The following is a 15,814-nucleotide window of genomic DNA, read 5'->3' as shown; positions in this document are numbered from 1 at the left end:
GGAGAACACACACATGGCAATCCAGCACCAGACCGTCCTCTTCGGCGCGGCCTACTACTACGAGTACGCCGGGCCGGGTCAGGACCCGAAGCCGGAGACCCTGGAGCGGGACCTCGACCTGATGCAGGCCGCCGGGTTCTCGGTGATCCGCGTCGGGGAGTCGGTCTGGTCGACGTGGGAGCCCGAGGACGGCAGCTTCGACCTCGACTGGCTCGAGCCGGTCCTCGACGGGGCGCACGCCCGCGGCATCGACGTCGTCATCGGGACCCCGACGTACGCGGTCCCGATGTGGCTGGTCCGGCGGTACCCGGAGATCGCGGGCGAGGACCGCACCGGGCACCGGATGGGCTGGGGCGCCCGCCAGGAGGTCGACTACACGCACCCTGCCTTCCGCTTCCACGCCGAGCGCATCCTCACGCAGATCGTCGAGCGGTATCGCGACCACCCCGCCGTCGTCGCGTACCAGGTCGACAACGAGCCCGGCCTGCACCTGCTGCACAACCGGGGCGTGTTCGAGCGGTTCGTCGACCACCTCCGCGACACCTACGGCGACGTCGAGACCCTCAACCGGGAGTGGGGGCTCGTCTACTGGTCGCACCGGCTGTCCACCTGGGCGGACCTGTGGACCCCGGACGGCAACGCCCAGCCGCAGTACGACCTGGCCTGGCGGCGGTTCCAGGCGGTGCTGACCACGGAGATGATCGACTGGCAGGCCCGTGCGGTCCGCAAGCTCGCGCGCCCGGACCAGGTCGTCACCACCTGCATCTCCTACGACCGACCCGCGCTCGAGGACGCCGACCTCGCGTCGGTCCTCGACGTGACCAGCGGCAACCCGTACTACGCGATGCAGGACGGCCTGACCCACCCGAACGCGTCGCAGCGGCTGCAGTACTGGACGACGAACGGCACGTGGGCCCTGTTCCAGAGCGGCGACACGATGTTCTCGAGCCGCGGCGAGCCGTTCTGGGTGACCGAGACCGACGCCCAGTCCATCGGCGGCCCGAGCACCAACAACCCGGCCTACCCGGGCCAGTGGCGGCAGGCCGCCTGGGCGCTCGTGAGCCGGGGCGCACGCATGGTCGAGTACTGGCACTGGCACACGCTGCACTACGGCGCGGAGACGTACTGGGGTGGTGTGCTGCCGCACAGCGGGGTGCCCGGCCGGGCCTACCGCGAGATCGCGCTCCTCGGCGCCGAGCTCGCGCGGACCGGGAGCGTGCTGGCTGACGCGACCCCGGATGCCGACATCGCCATCCTTGCCTCGACCGGCGCGCGCTTCGCGCTCGCCGCCCAGCCGCCGCTCCAGAAGCCCGACGGCACCGGGGACCCGAACAGCTACCCCCGGATCGTCGGCGCGTTCTACCGGGGCGCCTTCGATGCCGGCCTCCAGGTCCGGGTGGTCCGCCCGCGCTACCTGTTCGACGAGGACCCTTCCGACGTCGTGCGCCGCCTGCCCGTGCTCGTCGCCGCCGGCTACTACCCGGCGTCGGACGCCGACCTCGACTGGCTCCTGCGGTACGCGGACGGGGGCGGCCACCTCGTCGTCGGCCCCCGGACCGCGTACGCCGACCACGAGGCCCGGGCCCGCGACGAGGTCCAGCCGGCCCGGCTGTCCTCGCCGGCAGGCGTCTGGTACGACGAGCTCAACAACCTCCCCGACCCCGTCCCGGTGGCGGGCGCGCTGACGGGCGAGGCGACCGCGTGGGCCGAGGGCCTGGTGGCCGACGGTGCCGAGGTGCTCGCGCGCTACGTCCACCCCCACCTGGGCGCGTGGTCGGCAGTGACGACACACCCGCACGGTGCCGGCCGGATCACTGTCGTCGGTACGGTTCCAGGTGTCGGGCTCGCCCGCTCGCTCGCCGCGTGGCTCGTCCCGGAGCCGCTCGCGGCGTGGGCCGACGTCCCGGCAAGCGTTACCGTCCACACGTCGACCCGACCGGACGGCACCCGCGTGCACGTCGTGCACAACTGGTCCTGGGAGGCCGCGACCGTGACAGCCCCGATCGATCTCGACGTCCTCGTCGCCGCGCGCGGTGACGCCCCGGCGGACCCGCCGCCCGCCGACGCCCCCGGTGGGACGCTCGCTGCCGGCGACTCCGTGACCCTCGGCTCGTGGGACGTCCTCGTGGCGGTGACCCGATGACGCGCTGGGCGGGCCCGTGGCCCACGGACGGCATCGCGTACGGCGCCGACTACAACCCCGAGCAGTGGCCCGAGGAGGTGTGGGCCGACGACGTCGCGCTCATGCGCCAGGCCGGCGTGAACCTCGTGAGCCTGGGCATCTTCTCGTGGGGTCAGCTGGAGCCGGAGGAGGGACGGTTCGAGTTCGGCTGGCTCGACCGCATCGTCGACCTGCTGCACGAGGCCGGGATCGGTGTCGACCTCGCCACGCCCAGCGCCGCACCGCCCGTGTGGCTGCACCTGGCCCACCCCGAGATGCTGCCGGTCGACGCGGACGGTCTGCGCTACACCCATGGCAGCCGCGAGTCGTGGTGCGTGAGCTCCCCGGTCATCCGCGAGCACGCCACCCGGATCGCGCGCGTCGTCGCGGAACGCTACGGCCACCACCCCGCGGTCCGCATGTGGCACGTGTCCAACGAGTTCGCCTGCCACAACGGGCGCTGCTACTGCGACGTGTCGGCGGCCGCGTTCCGCGACTGGCTGGCCGCGAGGTACGCCGACATCGACGCTCTCAACCTCGCCTGGGGCACGGCGTTCTGGGGTCAGCGCTACGCGTCGTTCGAGCAGGTCCTGCCGCCGCGTCGCACGACAACGATCTCCAACCCCGGCCAGACGCTCGACTTCGACCGGTTCTCGTCGGACGCGTTCGTCGACCACCTCGAGGCCGAGGCGGCCGTGCTCCGCGAGGTCACGCCGCACCTGCCGGTGACCACCAACTACATGGTCATGGGCGACTTCCACCAGATCGACTACACGACGACCACCCCGCTGCTCGACATCGTGTCGAACGACCACTACCTCAAGGCCGACGACCCGCGCGGCTGGGCCGAGCTGGCGTTCAGCGCCGACCGGCTCCGGGGGCTGGCCGGCGGTGACCCGTGGCTGCTCATGGAGCACTCGACCAGCGCGGTGAACTGGCAGCCGCGCAACCTGGCCAAGGAGCCCGGCGAGATGCTGCGCAACTCCCTGCAGCACGTGGCCCGCGGTGCGGACGGGGTGCTGTTCTTCCAGTGGCGGCAGTCCCGGGCGGGTGCCGAGAAGTACCACTCCGGCATGGTGCCGCACGCCGGCGCCGACTCCGACCGGTTCCGTGAGGTCGTGGGCCTCGGTGCCACGCTCGGACGCCTGGCGGAGGTGCGGGGGAGCGTCGTCGAGAAGGCGCGCGTCGCGCTGCTGTGGGACACGCAGGCCTGGTGGGCGACCGACCTCGAGGCCCACCCGACGGTCGACCTGCACTACCTCGACCTGGCCCGGCGCCTCCACGGCGCGCTGCTCGACGCGGGCGTCGTGGTCGACGTGCTGCCCGCGACGTCGGACCTCGACGGCTACGACGTCGTCCTGGTCCCGACGCTCTACCTCGCGCCGACGGACCTGTCCGACCGGCTCGCGGCCGTGGTGGCGCACGGCGGTCACGTGCTCGTCTCGTACTTCTCGGGCATCGTCGACGAGTCCGACCGCGTGCTGCTGGGCGGCTACCCCGGAGCGTTCCGGGACCTGCTCGGCGTGCGGGTCGAGGAGTTCGCCCCGCTGCGCGAGAACGGCACGGTCCGGCTGAGCGACGGGGCCACCGGCGAGGTGTGGACCGAGCGGTTCACCGCCGCCGACGCCGAGGTGCTGGCCACGTACACCGACGGCCCGGCGGCCGGCGGTCCCGCGATCACGCGGCGAACCGTGGACGGCGGAGGAGCGGCCTGGTACCTGTCGACGCGGCTCGACGGACCGGCGCTCGCAGCCCTCGTCGGTCGCGTGGTCGACGCCGCGGGGGTCGCGCCCGTCGTCGAGCAGCCTGGTGGGCTCGAGGTCGTACGGCGGACGGGGGAGTCGGGCCGCTGGCTGTTCGCCCTCAACCACACGGACGCCGACCTTCCGCTGCAGGCGGTCGGGGTCGACCTCGTCGGAGGCGGCACGCACGGGCGCGGTGACCTCGTGCCCGCCCGCGGCGTCGTCGTCCTGCGCGAGGGTGCCTGACGGCGGGCCGGGGCCGGTCCCGCTCAGTCTGAGGGAGCGGGTGCCGGCCCGGTGGTCTCACGGACGACCAGATGGGTCGGGATCGCCTCGAGCAGGCCGTGGTCACGTCGCCCTTCGAGGACCTGCACGAGGAGCTCGACGCCGCGCACGGCCGCGACGGTGAGGTCCTGGCGCACGGTCGTCAGCGCGCGCAGCAGGAAGGCGGCCTCCGGCACGTCGTCGTAGCCGACGATGCTGACGTCGTCGGGCACGCGCCGACCGGCGTCCTGGAGCGCGCGCGCGAGACCGATGGCCATGTGGTCGTTCGCGGCGAAGACCGCCGTCACGCCGGGCCGCTGGGCGAGCGCGCGGCCGGCCTCGAAGCCGGAGGCCAGCGACCAGTCACCCTGCAGCACGTCCGGCACGTCACGGCCCGCGGCCTGCAGGGCTGCTCGCCACGCGTCCGTCCGTCGCACGGCGGACGGCCAGTCCTTGGGCCCCCCGATGTGGTGGACGGTGACGTGCCCGAGGCCGAGCAGGTGGTTCACCGCTTCGGTGACCCCGCTCGTCTCGTCGGTCGCGACGACGAGCTCGGTCGCGGACAGGTGGAGGGGTCCCGACAGGCTGAGCACGGGAACGGCCAGGCCGTGGCGTCGCGACCGGAACATGGCCGTCGGCTCGTTGACCACGATCGCGTCGACCCCCTGGTCGAGCAGCGACACGAGACCGTTCTCCAGGGTCTCCGCGTCGAGGTCGAACGTGTTGACGACGCGCAGCCCGTAGCCCGCGGCGCTGACCGCCCGACCCGTCGCGATGGCGAGCGACGCCGGACCGTAGGCCGCGCTGCCGAGGGTCAGCAGCCCGACCGTCCGGCTGCGGCCCAGCAGCAACGACCGGGCCGCCGTGTTGGGGCGGTAGCCGAGCGACTCGATGGCCTCCTGGACGCGCCGACGGACGTCGGGGCTGACCTGCGGGTCGTGGTTCACGACGCGCGAGACGGTCTTCTGCGAGACGCCGGCGGCGCGGGCCACGTCCGTGCCGGTGACGCGGCGGATGCCGGCGGGTGCCGGGCCCGTGGGCCGCACCCCGAGGGGCGAAGCGTCGACCGACATGCGGCGTCTCCTGCGACCGGCGGCCGAGGCCGTCGCTAGTTCCGGAAGGTGAGGTCACTCTAGCGAGCCACAGCCTGGTTCTCGGTCGAGTCGGCCCACCCGCGCCAGCACCGTCGAGGGCTACCCGTGGATCACGGTCCCGCTCTCGCCGCGCATGGCGAGCGGGGCCTTCTCGAGCGAGCAGATCACGGCCCTGCGGCCGGGGCCGCTCGCGGCGAACTCCATCGCCGCCTGGACCTTGGGCAGCATCGACCCTGCGCCGAAGCACCCGTCGTCCACGTAGCGCTGCGCCGTGACGAGGTCGAGGTCCTCGAGGTCGCGCTGCTCGGGGGTGCCGAAGCCGATCGCGACGCGGTCGACCGCGGTGAGGATGAACAGGAAGTCGGCACCGACCACCTCGGCGAGCTTCGAGGATGCGAAGTCCTTGTCGATCACGGCCGGCACCCCGTGGTAGTCGCCCGCCGCGTCCTTGACCACGGGGATCCCGCCGCCGCCGCACGCGACCACGATGAACTCGTGGTCCAGCAGGTTGAGGATCGAGTCCCGCTCGACGATGTCCACCGGGCGCGGTGACGCGACGACGGTCCGCCACCCCCGCCCGGAGTCCTCGACCATGACCAGTCCCGGCTGCGTGGCCATCATGGCCCGCGCGTCGGCCTCGTCGTAGAACCCGCCGATGGGCTTGCTCGGCGCAGCGAAGGCCGGGTCGTCGGCCGCGACCTCGACCTGCGTCACGACGGAGGCGACGTGCCAGGGCATGCTGACCCGCCGCAGCTCCTTCGCGATCCCCTGCTGCAGGTGGTACCCGATGTACCCCTGGCTCATGGCCGTGCACTCGGGCAGCTCCATGCGCGGCACCCGGTCGGTGTGCTGGGACGCGACCTCGAAGGCCAGGCTGATGGCGCCGACCTGCGGCCCGTTGCCGTGGGACACGATGATCTCGTGCCCCTGGGCGATCAGCCCGACGAGGGACGGGGTGGCCGCGTCGATGCAGGTGCGCTGCTCCTCCGCGGTGCTGCCCAGCGCGTTGCCGCCCAGGGCGATGACGATGCGTGACATCGCCGCGCCTCAGAGGATCCCGGCGAGGAGCGTCTCGAGCTCGGCCTTGGCCGCGTCGACCTTGATCGGGTTCGACAGCTCGGGGCGCAGGAAGTACACGAGCAGGGCGCGCTGAGCGGTGAGGCGGTTACCGGCCTCGTCGAACGCGATCGAGTGGTCCCCGTCGAGGACGTCGTCGGTGACCTCCTCGCCGCGGGTCGCCGGCAGGCAGTGCATGAACTTCGCCGCCGGGCTCGCGATCGCCATGAGCTCGGCGTTCACCTGGTACTTCGGCATGAAGGCCGCCAGCCGCTCCGCCTCGCCGAGCTCCGCCTCGTAGTCGCCGTACCAGACGTCGGTGTAGACGAAGTCGGCACCCTCGAGGGCCGTGTGGGGGTCGTCGGTCACGAACATGCTGCCTCCTGAGACGACGCAGTTCTGCTGCCCGATCTGCTGCAGCTCGTCCCGGAGCTGGAAGCCCTCCGGGCCGAGCTGGACGAACTCCATGCCCATCTTCGTCGTGATCATCATGAGCGACGCGCACACCTGGGTCGCGTCACCCACGAAGACCACCTTGCAGTCCTCGAGCCGCTTGCCGCGCGGCAGGTGCTCGACCATCGTGATCAGGTCGCCGATCTCCTGCGTGGGGTGGTTGTAGTCCGACATCCCGTTGAGGACCGGGACCGTGGCGTACCGGGCGAGGTCGACGACGGTCTGGTGCCGGGCGACGCGCGCCATGATGACGTCGACGAGCCGGGACAGCACGCGGGCGGTGTCCTCGATCGACTCGTGCCCGCCGAGCTGGATCTGGCCGGGGGCCAGGTACTGCGCGTGCCCCCCGAGCTGGGACATCGCGGTCTCGAAGGACACCCGCGTCCGTGTCGAGGACTGCTCGAAGATCATCCCGAGGGTCCGGCCGTGCAGCAGCGGCGGGAAGTAGCCGACGGCGACGCACTTCTTGAGGCTGAGCCCGAGGTGGACGATGTCGAGGATCTCGTCCTTCGTGAGGTCCTGCGTGTCGATGAAGTCGCGTGCGGTCATGGTCGTGTCCTTTGCAGGGTCGGTGTGAGGGCATGGCAGAGCACGGCCGGGTGTCGCCGAAGGTCGGGACGTGGACCGCGGAGCTGCGGGGGAGAGGCGTGGGCGGGGGTCGGACGGGGCGCCGCGTGACGCCCCGTCCGCTCCCGCGTCAGCGACCCGAGGGCTGCTGCTGGGTGATGCAGTGCACGTTGCCGCCGCCGAGGAGGATCTCCCGGCCCGGGACGGTGACGACCCGCCGCGGGGCGAACAGCTCGGTGTAGGCGGCGACGGCCGCGTCGTCGTGCGGGTCGTCGAACACCGGGAGCACGACGACGTCGTTGCCGATGTACGAGTTGACGTACGAGCCGGCCAGCCGGTCGCCGGCCTCCCGCGGGAGGGTGCCCGCGATCGAGTCGACGCCGCCGGACTCCTCGTCGGTGATGAAGATCGGTCCGGGCTGGTGGATCTTGACGACCTCGATGCTGCGCCCGCGGGCGTCGAGCGTCGACTCGAGGACCTTCAGGGCGGCCGCCGACCGCTCGTACTGCGGGTCGGTCGGGTCGTCGGTCCACGTGAGCATGACCTTGCCGGGCTCGACGAACCGGCAGAAGTTGTCCACGTGGCCGTTGGTCTCGTCGAGGTAGACGCCGAACGGCAGCCACACCACGACGTCGACCCCGAGGTGGTCACGCAGCAGGCCCTCGATCTCCGCCTGCGTCAGGTCGGGGTTGCGACCGGGCGACAGGAGGCACTCGGCGGTGACGAGGAGGGTTCCCTCGCCGTCGACGTCGATCGACCCGCCCTCCAGGACGAAGGGCGCCTTGTAGCGGTCGATCCCCTCGATCTCGAGGACCTTGCGGGCGACGGCGTCGTCGGCGGCCCAGGGGAAGTAGAGCCCGTCGACGAGACCGCCCCAGGCGTTGAAGTCCCAGTCGACCCCGCGCACGTCGCCGTCGCCGTTCACGACGAAGGTCGGGCCGCAGTCCCGGATCCACGAGTCGTCGTTGGACATCTCGACGACCCGGACGGTCTCCGGGAGCTCGCTGCGGGCGTTGTCGTACTGCCGGGCGGACACCGCGACGGTGACGGCCTCGGTGCCGGCGATCGCCGTCGCGACGGCGGTGAACGCGGCCTGTGCCGGCTTGCCGCCGAGGCGCCAGTTGTCCGGCCGCTCCGGCCAGATGAGCCAGCAGCCGCTGTGGTGAGCCCACTCCGCCGGCATCCGGTAGCCGTCTGCCGCGGGGGTGGAGGCGAGGGTGTGCGTCATGGTGCGTTTCCTTCCAGGGCCAGCGGGGCGACGTCAGCGAACTGACGCGCCGTCTCGGGGTCGTCGCCGCGCTCGAGGGCGCGCAGGCGGGTCCACTCGGGCGACTTCAGGCAGAAGTACTCCTGGATGCCGACCGTCACCGCGAGGCCGATGAGGATCGAGCCGGTCACCGCGAAGGAGAAGTCGTACGGGTTCCAGACGAAGAACACCGCGGCCGCGGCGAGGAGGACCGCCGGGATCCAGGTCACGAGCCAGGTGACGACGACGCCACCCGGGACGCGGTACGGCCGGGGGCGGTCCGGGTCGAGACGGCGCAGCTTGCCGAACGCCAGCATCATCACGATGTACGGCAGCAGGAAGATGACCGAGGAGAACGCGAACAGGTTCCAGAAGACGTCGTCGATCGCCCCGCCGGTCAGCGAGAACAAGCCGGCGTACCCGAGCGTGAAGACCGTGCCGACGACCGAGCAGAGCATCGCCGCACCGACCGGGGTGCCGCGCGTCGCGTGCGTCTTGGCGAAGATCGGGGGGAGGTCACCCTGCTGGGCGGCCTCCGCGGCGGCGAGGTTGGCTCCGATGGTCCACGGCACGAGGCTCGCGAAGAAGCAGAAGAGCGCGCCGATGCCGAGGATCGAGACCACGACGCTCGCGACCCCCGAGTCACCGAAGCCGCGACGCAGCGCGTCGACGAGGCCGGTCGTCTGGGAGATCTCGTCGGCCGGGAAGATCAGCTGCATGCCGATCGTGGCGACGAGGTAGAAGCCGCCGATGAGGACGCCCGCGATGGCGATCGTCCGGGGGACGTCGCGCTTGGGGTTCTCCATCTGCGTCGAGGCCGACGACATGAGCTCGAAGCCGAGGAAGTTGTAGATCACGATCGGCAGCGCGGCGATGAAGGCGGGGAGCGCGTCGGTCGGGATGACGCTGCTGACGGTCCACGAGGTCGCGGAGCCGTGTGCCGAGGCGTAGATCCCGCCGGCGATGGCGAGGGCGACGATCACGGCGATCGTGATGCCGGCGCCGACGTTGGACACCCACGTGCCCGTCTTGAGGCTGCGGATGTTGACCCAGAAGTTGATCCAGATCAGCGTGACGGTGATGGCCACCTGGACCCAGAAGTTCAGCTCGCCGCCGAAGAACATCGACGAGATCGCCCCGGAGAACATCAGGTACACGCTCGGGACCCAGAGGCCGACGTTGAGCCAGTACCACCACGAGACGCGGCTGCCCCACCGGTTGCCGAACGCCCGGACGACCCAGGCGTAGATGCCGCCGGCGTCGGGGTAGGCGGACCCGAGCTCGCTCGTGACCAGCCCGTACGGGATGAAGAACACGATGATGATCGCCACGGTCCAGAAGATCGCGGTCGGGCCGACGGCGGCGGTCACGGTCAGCTGCGAGAGCAGCAGCATCGCCGCCACCGAGAAGAGCACCATGTCGAACATCCGGAAGGCCGGGCGACCAGTCGCTCGACCCTCCGTCGGAGGCCTGTCTGTCTGCACGGTCATTGCTCTGCTCCTTTGCGTGACGAACCGTTGCTACGAGGTGCGCTCGGACGCGGCACGTCAGGCAGAGATCAGATCGGGCGGGCCGTGATCGGGGTCACTGCGGCTCGTGGTCTGACATGTACAAACGTACAACATTCGATGTTGTACAAAAGTACATGTGGCGGCCGCTGCCCCAAGGGACCAAGGTCCTTACGGCGTCGACGGCATGGCTACGGCGCGAGGCACAGGCGCCGGACGACGACACGCAACCGGTCCGACAGGTCGGCGACCGTCAGCTCGCCGTTCGAGACCGCCTCGAGCATGAGCCCGTCGACCAGGCACGCGACGATCTGCACGACGCTGTCCCGGGGGAGTTCGGGGTCGCTCGGCGGCAGGACGCGGTCGACCAGCGAGCCGATCATGCGCGACCACTCGCGAGCCTCCTCGCGCACCGTGACGTTCCGGGTCGCCTCCATGAACATCTCGAACAGTGCGAGGTCGTAGAGCGGGTCCGCGACGGTCTTGTCGAAGAACATCTCGGTGAGCACCTCGACCGACCGGTCGATCGTCAGGGCCACGTCGAGCGCGTCGACGATCGACGCGAGCCGGACCGCCTCGCTCGCCCGCGCGTGCGCCATGGTCTGCAGCAGGAGGTCGTCGCGGTCGGTGAAGTAGTACGTCGTCGACCCGAGCGGCACGTGCGCGACCTTCGCGACGGCCCGGTGGGTCACCGCGCTCGCGCCACCGGTCCCGAAGACCCGGACGGACGCGTCGAGGATCTGCTCCCGCTTGCGTTCGCCCGTCGACGTCCTGGGCCGCGGGCCCTCGCCCCGCACCGGCACTGTGTGCGCCCCGCTCATCTGGTCCACTCCTGTGCTCGATGCCGACCGTCGCGACCGTTCGGGCCAGGGGCACCGCCACGCGATGTCGACCGACGGCGGAGCCCGTCGCGTGGTCAGGTTACCGCCGTCGAGCCGCCCGACCCGTGACGGGCCTGGTGGGCCGATCGGTCGACACGTCGCGTCGGATCGGCCGCTGGGCGTCGCCGCGGGACGACGTCTCGCTGGTACGGGTCGTCGCGCGTGGGCTACGTTCGGCCGGTGCCGCTACTCACCGTCCAGCTCGTGAGGTACGGCCGATGAGCACGGCGGCCGTCATCGGTGGCGGCCCTGCGGGCCTGATCGCCGCCGAGGTGCTGGCCCGGGCCGGAGTGACCGTGACGGTCTATGACCGGATGCCCTCGGTCGGCCGCAAGTTCCTCCTCGCGGGCCATGGCGGGCTGAACATCACGCACTCCGAGGCCCGGGACCGGATGCTGGGTCGGTACGGCCGATCAGCCGACCGGCTCGCGCCGATGCTCGACGTGTTCGGCCCGGAGGATCTCCGCGACTGGTGCGCCGGTCTGGGCGAGCCGACGTTCGTCGGGTCGAGCGGGCGGGTGTTCCCGCAGGCGTTCCGGGCGACACCGCTGTTCCGCGCCTGGCTGGCGCGCCTGGCCGAGCTCGGGGTGCGGATCGAGACACGGCAGCGGTGGACCGGGTGGACGGGCGAATCGGGTCGGCTGAGCTTCACCGGGGCCGACGGCGGCACGATCGAGGTCACCCCGGACGCGGCGCTCTTCGCGCTGGGCGGCGCGTCGTGGCCGCGTCTGGGTTCCGACGGCGGGTGGGTCGGCCCGTTCTCCGATCGAGGGGTGGCGGTGACGCCCCTGCGGCCGGCGAACGTCGGGGTGCGCGTCAACTGGTCGGACGTGTTCGCGGAGCGGTTCGCCGGGACACCGCTGAAGAACGTCGGGCTGACCGTCCGTGGCGGGCCTCGCGGTCAGCAGGTGCGCGGTGACGCGATGGTGACGCGGACCGGCATCGAGGGCGGCCCGGTCTACGCGATCGGCGCCGCGATCCGCGACGCGCTCGATACCGACGGTCGGTGCGTCCTCGAGGTCGACCTCCGCCCCGACCTGACCGTCGACCAGCTCGTCGGCCGGTTGCAGCACCGCCGGCCGAAGGACTCCGGCTCGACGTGGCTGCGTCGGTCGATCGGCCTCGACCCCGTCGGCATCGCCCTGCTGCGGGAGTCGAGCGGCGGCGGGCTGCCGAGCGACCCGGCGGCGACGGCCGCGCTGGTCAAGGCGGTCCCGGTCGTGGTGACGGGGACGATGCCGATCGACCGGGCCATCTCCACGGCGGGCGGGATCGAGTGGTCGGAGGTCGACGAGGCGCTGATGCTGCGCCGGTTGCCCGGCACGTTCGTCGCGGGCGAGATGCTCGACTGGGAGGCACCCACCGGCGGTTACCTGCTGCAGGCCTCGTTCAGCACCGGCGTGGTCGCAGCGCGGGGCGCGCTGGCATGGCTCCGGCGCGAGGCCGCGTCCGGCTCCCGGTAGAGCCTGGGTGCGACGGTCCCGGCCTCAGCCGCAGTCGTCGCAGATGCCGGTCGCGGGGAGGGTCATCGAGCACGTCGGGCAGATCGCGGGGGCAATCTCGCGGGCGGCGGCGGCCCGCGCGACCGGGGTCCGCGTGGCCGAGGTTCGCGTGGCGCGCGGGGCACGGGTGGCACGCACGGACGCGAGGCGCGACGCCGACGCCGGCTCGGACACCTCGAAGCCGCGCTTGCGCAGGATCGCGACGGCGCCGTGGCGGTCGCTGCTGAACTCGTCCGGCGGCGCGAGCCTCCCGGTCGCGAACCGGTGGGCGACCCCGAGGATCGCCGCCACGTCGTAGCTGCGGCCCTCGTGGAGGAGCGCGTATCCGGGGGACGGAGAGAACCCGTAGACCTCGAGGAACTGCTCGGCGCCGCGGACGTCGTACTCAGCGATCGCCTGGAGCAGGTGCTGTCTCGTCACAGAGGAGAAGGTGGCCACGACCAACGAGGGTACGTCGGACTTTCCCGATCCGCGGTCGACCGGCACGATCCAGAGGCAGTCGCGAGGCTCAGGCCGGGCCGTCGCCGAGGTGCCGCAGGGCGGGTGCGGGATCGAGACCGCGCTCCTCGGCGACCAGCCACATGAGAGACCGCGCCTCCTCCGCGCATGCAGCGCAGCCGGCGAGGTGGATGCGCATCGCGGGATGGTCGTGGCTGGGGTCGGACAGCAGCGCTTCGACGTAGCGGTCGACCAGGTCGAAGCAGTCGTCGCAGGACAGGAACGGCTCGGTGTCGAGGATCAGCCGTTGCGCGGCCTGCAGGCTCAGCGGCCTGGGGGCTTGGCTCATGGTGTGCCTGCCTGTGGGTGTGGTGCGGCCAGATGGCCGGAGGCGATCAAGGTGGCGCGCAAGCGGGTTCTCGCGTCGTGCACGGTCTTGTACAAGGCGTTGCGGCTCGTGCCCAGCCGGTCAGCGAGAACGTCGATCGGGACGTCGTTGACGAGCAGGGCGAGGGTGACCCTGCGCTGGTGCGGGGTCAGCGCGACATCGATCGCGTTGCGGACCGCCGACGCCAGATCCGCGGCTTCGGCATAGCCGGCCGGCGAGAGGCTGTGTGCTGGGAGCTGAGCGTAGTCGTCGAGCTCGACCTCGCGGTGCTGCCACGCGAATCGGCGTACTTCGGTGGCGGACTGGAGGATGGCGAACTTGTAGGCCCACGTGGTGAATCGGCTCCGGCCTTCGAAGGTGGAGAGCTTGGCCAGCACCGCCATCATCGCTTCGTCGGCCGCTTGGTTGGCGATCTCTTCGAGGCGATCGTCGCCAACCCCGGCAAGCGTCGAGCGCATGCGCCGGACCTGGTGACGCGAGGCCCGGAGCATCAGCTGGTGGAGATGGACCATGGCATGGTCCTGGCGCGGTCCGGGAGTGCTGAGAGCTTCGACCCAGTTCTCCGGCGCAGCAGCGTGCTGGTCGAGGTCCGGCGGGACGCGGTCGTCCGCGCTGACCCGGCTCATGGTCAGACGTCCGAGGGTGCGACGGGCGACAGGATCCTGGCTGCGAGCTCGGGAGGGCACCCGCGGTCGACGAGCTGAAGCAGGGCATGCAGGTCAACGGTGCGCGTCGACGCGAGCCGCTGGGCGAGCCCTTGCGGGAAGCCCGACTCCAGCAGACGGCACAGTCGCCAGGTGGTGACGTCGACCGGCGGACCGTCCACACAACAGGCTCCGCGCGGAGCGAGGGACGTGGTCGTCATGCCTTGTTGGTGTCGTGGGGCGGGTCGTGTCTTACCGACGTCGGGGATGCCCGGTAAGAACTCACGCCGCGCTGACGCCAACATGTCGTGGCCCTCTCGACGACACGCAGTCTCCACCTGGCTCCTGCCGGGGTCAACGTCGCCCTCCGCTGCGTCGTCCGGCCCGGGTGCCCTGCTCGCAGAAGTCTCCGGTGATCATCCGAAGGGAACGACGATGAACCGCACGAGAACTCTCCGGCGACAGCCGATCGCGCTGGTCGCGCTGATCTTGAGCGCCCTCCTTGGCGTGACGCTCGCGTCCGGCGCCGCCGCGGCCCGCGCCAACGGCACGTCCGCAGGGGCACCGGCCCTTGTCATGCGCATGGGGCCACCTGTCGCCGCCCGCGACGCGTTCCACGACCAGATGCGCAAGCTCTGGGAAGACCACATCACGTGGACGAGGCTGGCGATCGTGACCTTCGCGGACGGGTCACCCAGCTTCGGCGTCACGGCAGGTCGGCTGCTGCAGAACCAGAGCGACATCGGTGACGCGATCAAGCCGTTCTACGGCGACGCCGCGGGCGACCGGCTGACCGCGCTGCTGCACGATCACATCACCATCGCCGTCGAGATCCTGCAGGCGGCCAAGATCGGCGACACCGACGCGTTCAACGCCGCCAACACCCGCTGGTATGCCAACGGCAACGACATCGCCGACTTCCTCGCCACCGCAAACCCCAGGTCCTGGCCGGACGACGTCATGCGTGCCGACATGAAGGAGCACCTCGACCAGACCCTGACGGAGGCCTCCGACGAGCTCCACGGTCAGTACGCCTCGAGCGTCACCGACTACGAGGGCATCCACGCCCACATCTTGATGATGGCCGACCAGCTCAGCGCAGGCATCATCGCCCAGTTCCCGTCCCGGTTCCGCTGAGTCTCGTGACACCCCCACGGAAAGGCAGAACCGCCATGACCACGACCCAGCCCCGGCCGGCCTCCTCCACGGCCGACGATGGCCTCCTGGCGCGGATCCGGCACGCGGACGCGGCCGAACAGGCGTTCATGATCCTGCGGGCCGCGTTCACCGTCGCGCCCATCCTGTTCGGCGCGGACAAGTTCCTGCACCTCATGGTCGACTGGGACAAGTACCTGGCCCCGGCGCTGTCTGGCCCGCTGCCGTTCACGCCGCACCAGCTCATGTACGCCGTCGGAGGCGTCGAGATCATCGCCGGTCTGGTTGTCGCCATCCATCCCCGCCTGGGCGGGCCGATCGTCGTGGCGTGGCTCGCCGGGATCATCGTCAATCTCCTTCTCATCCCAGGGTTCTACGACGTGGCGTTCAGGGACTTCGGACTCCTCCTGGCAGCCATCGCCCTCAGCCGACTTGCCACCATGTACGACCCGCGACCACTCCTGTGGTTCACCTCCGGGCGCTGAGCCGAAGCGCGACCTGAGCTGCGACGGACCTCGGCAGGCGAGGTCGCTGGTGCACCGGAACAGCTGGTGGCCCGGTGCGCCAACGGAGCGTGCGGTGGACAATCGATCCACGCCCGCAGCAGGCCGGCCTCACGGAGCGGACAGCGCGATGAGCGAGGAACGCGTGGCCCCGCAGACGCGAGGTGTCACGTCGGAGCTGCTGGCCCTTGTTGATCTCGGGGCCGAGATCG

Annotated in this window: 15 protein-coding genes; 5 read left to right on the top strand and 10 right to left on the bottom strand. The window is 71.2% G+C overall.

The window, feature by feature from the left end; all coding sequences use genetic code 11:
• The first annotated feature begins 13 nt into the window (after positions 1-13).
• Positions 14-2,143 (top strand): beta-galactosidase, encoded by a 2,130-nt coding sequence (locus tag DDP54_RS05800; RefSeq protein WP_109130938.1) that lies wholly within the window; start codon positions 14-16, stop codon positions 2,141-2,143.
• Positions 2,113-4,149, top strand: coding sequence for a beta-galactosidase (locus tag DDP54_RS05795; RefSeq protein WP_242448245.1), 2,037 nt, complete (start codon positions 2,113-2,115; stop codon positions 4,147-4,149). Before DDP54_RS05800 ends, DDP54_RS05795 begins: the two co-directional genes overlap by 31 nt.
• A gap of 23 nt (positions 4,150-4,172) precedes the next feature.
• Here the strand turns inward: DDP54_RS05795 and DDP54_RS05790 are convergent, their stop codons facing one another.
• The 6 genes from DDP54_RS05790 to DDP54_RS05765 all read right to left on the bottom strand — a co-directional run bounded on the left by DDP54_RS05790 (position 4,173) and on the right by DDP54_RS05765 (position 10,912).
• Positions 4,173-5,240, bottom strand: a complete 1,068-nt coding sequence (locus tag DDP54_RS05790; RefSeq protein ID WP_109130936.1) for a LacI family DNA-binding transcriptional regulator — start codon at positions 5,238-5,240, stop codon at positions 4,173-4,175.
• Between the two features lie 120 nt (positions 5,241-5,360).
• Entirely contained in the window at positions 5,361-6,299 is a 939-nt protein-coding gene (arcC, locus tag DDP54_RS05785; RefSeq protein ID WP_109130935.1) for a carbamate kinase, read from the bottom strand.
• 9 nt (positions 6,300-6,308) lie between these two features.
• The gene (gene ptcA / locus DDP54_RS05780) at positions 6,309-7,319 is read right to left on the bottom strand and encodes a putrescine carbamoyltransferase (protein WP_109130934.1); all 1,011 of its coding nucleotides are present in this window, start codon (positions 7,317-7,319) and stop codon (positions 6,309-6,311) included.
• Positions 7,320-7,467: 148 nt separating this feature from the next.
• Entirely contained in the window at positions 7,468-8,565 is a 1,098-nt protein-coding gene (gene aguA, locus DDP54_RS05775; RefSeq protein WP_109130933.1) for an agmatine deiminase, read from the bottom strand.
• On the bottom strand, positions 8,562-10,073 hold the full coding sequence (locus tag DDP54_RS05770; protein WP_109130932.1) for an APC family permease: 1,512 nt from the start codon (positions 10,071-10,073) through the stop codon (positions 8,562-8,564). Before DDP54_RS05770 ends, aguA begins: the two co-directional genes overlap by 4 nt.
• Before the next feature lie 209 nt (positions 10,074-10,282).
• Entirely contained in the window at positions 10,283-10,912 is a 630-nt protein-coding gene (locus DDP54_RS05765; RefSeq protein WP_146192367.1) for a TetR/AcrR family transcriptional regulator, read from the bottom strand.
• Positions 10,913-11,190: 278 nt separating this feature from the next.
• Here DDP54_RS05765 and DDP54_RS05760 point away from each other — a divergent pair, with 278 nt between their 5' ends.
• The gene (locus tag DDP54_RS05760) at positions 11,191-12,435 is read left to right on the top strand and encodes a TIGR03862 family flavoprotein (protein WP_109130930.1); all 1,245 of its coding nucleotides are present in this window, start codon (positions 11,191-11,193) and stop codon (positions 12,433-12,435) included.
• A 24-nt stretch (positions 12,436-12,459) separates the two neighbouring features.
• On the opposite strand, the gene DDP54_RS05755 is transcribed toward DDP54_RS05760, so the two are convergent.
• The 4 genes from DDP54_RS05755 to DDP54_RS05740 all read right to left on the bottom strand — a co-directional run bounded on the left by DDP54_RS05755 (position 12,460) and on the right by DDP54_RS05740 (position 14,165).
• Entirely contained in the window at positions 12,460-12,894 is a 435-nt protein-coding gene (locus DDP54_RS05755; protein WP_242448244.1) for a hypothetical protein, read from the bottom strand.
• Between the two features lie 88 nt (positions 12,895-12,982).
• The gene (locus DDP54_RS05750; RefSeq protein WP_109130928.1) at positions 12,983-13,261 is read right to left on the bottom strand and encodes a hypothetical protein; all 279 of its coding nucleotides are present in this window, start codon (positions 13,259-13,261) and stop codon (positions 12,983-12,985) included.
• The gene (locus DDP54_RS05745; protein WP_109130927.1) at positions 13,258-13,926 is read right to left on the bottom strand and encodes a sigma-70 family RNA polymerase sigma factor; all 669 of its coding nucleotides are present in this window, start codon (positions 13,924-13,926) and stop codon (positions 13,258-13,260) included. Before DDP54_RS05745 ends, DDP54_RS05750 begins: the two co-directional genes overlap by 4 nt.
• Positions 13,927-13,928: 2 nt before the next feature.
• Positions 13,929-14,165 carry a hypothetical protein gene (locus DDP54_RS05740; RefSeq protein ID WP_109130926.1) on the bottom strand — a complete coding sequence of 79 codons (237 nt, stop codon included), beginning with the start codon at positions 14,163-14,165 and terminating at the stop codon, positions 13,929-13,931.
• Between the two features lie 214 nt (positions 14,166-14,379).
• Between DDP54_RS05740 and DDP54_RS05735 the strand changes: the two genes are divergently transcribed.
• Both DDP54_RS05735 and DDP54_RS05730 read left to right on the top strand, forming a co-directional pair.
• Complete coding sequence (locus DDP54_RS05735; protein ID WP_109130925.1) at positions 14,380-15,081, top strand: hypothetical protein; 702 nt, start codon at positions 14,380-14,382, stop codon at positions 15,079-15,081.
• A gap of 35 nt (positions 15,082-15,116) precedes the next feature.
• Positions 15,117-15,584, top strand: a complete 468-nt coding sequence (locus DDP54_RS05730) for a hypothetical protein (RefSeq protein ID WP_109130924.1) — start codon at positions 15,117-15,119, stop codon at positions 15,582-15,584.
• The last annotated feature ends 230 nt before the right edge of the window (positions 15,585-15,814 follow it).

The sequence above is a fragment of the Cellulomonas sp. WB94 genome, assembly GCF_003115775.1.
GTDB lineage: Bacteria > Actinomycetota > Actinomycetes > Actinomycetales > Cellulomonadaceae > Cellulomonas_A.
This window is presented reverse-complemented; position numbering and strand designations above follow the sequence as displayed.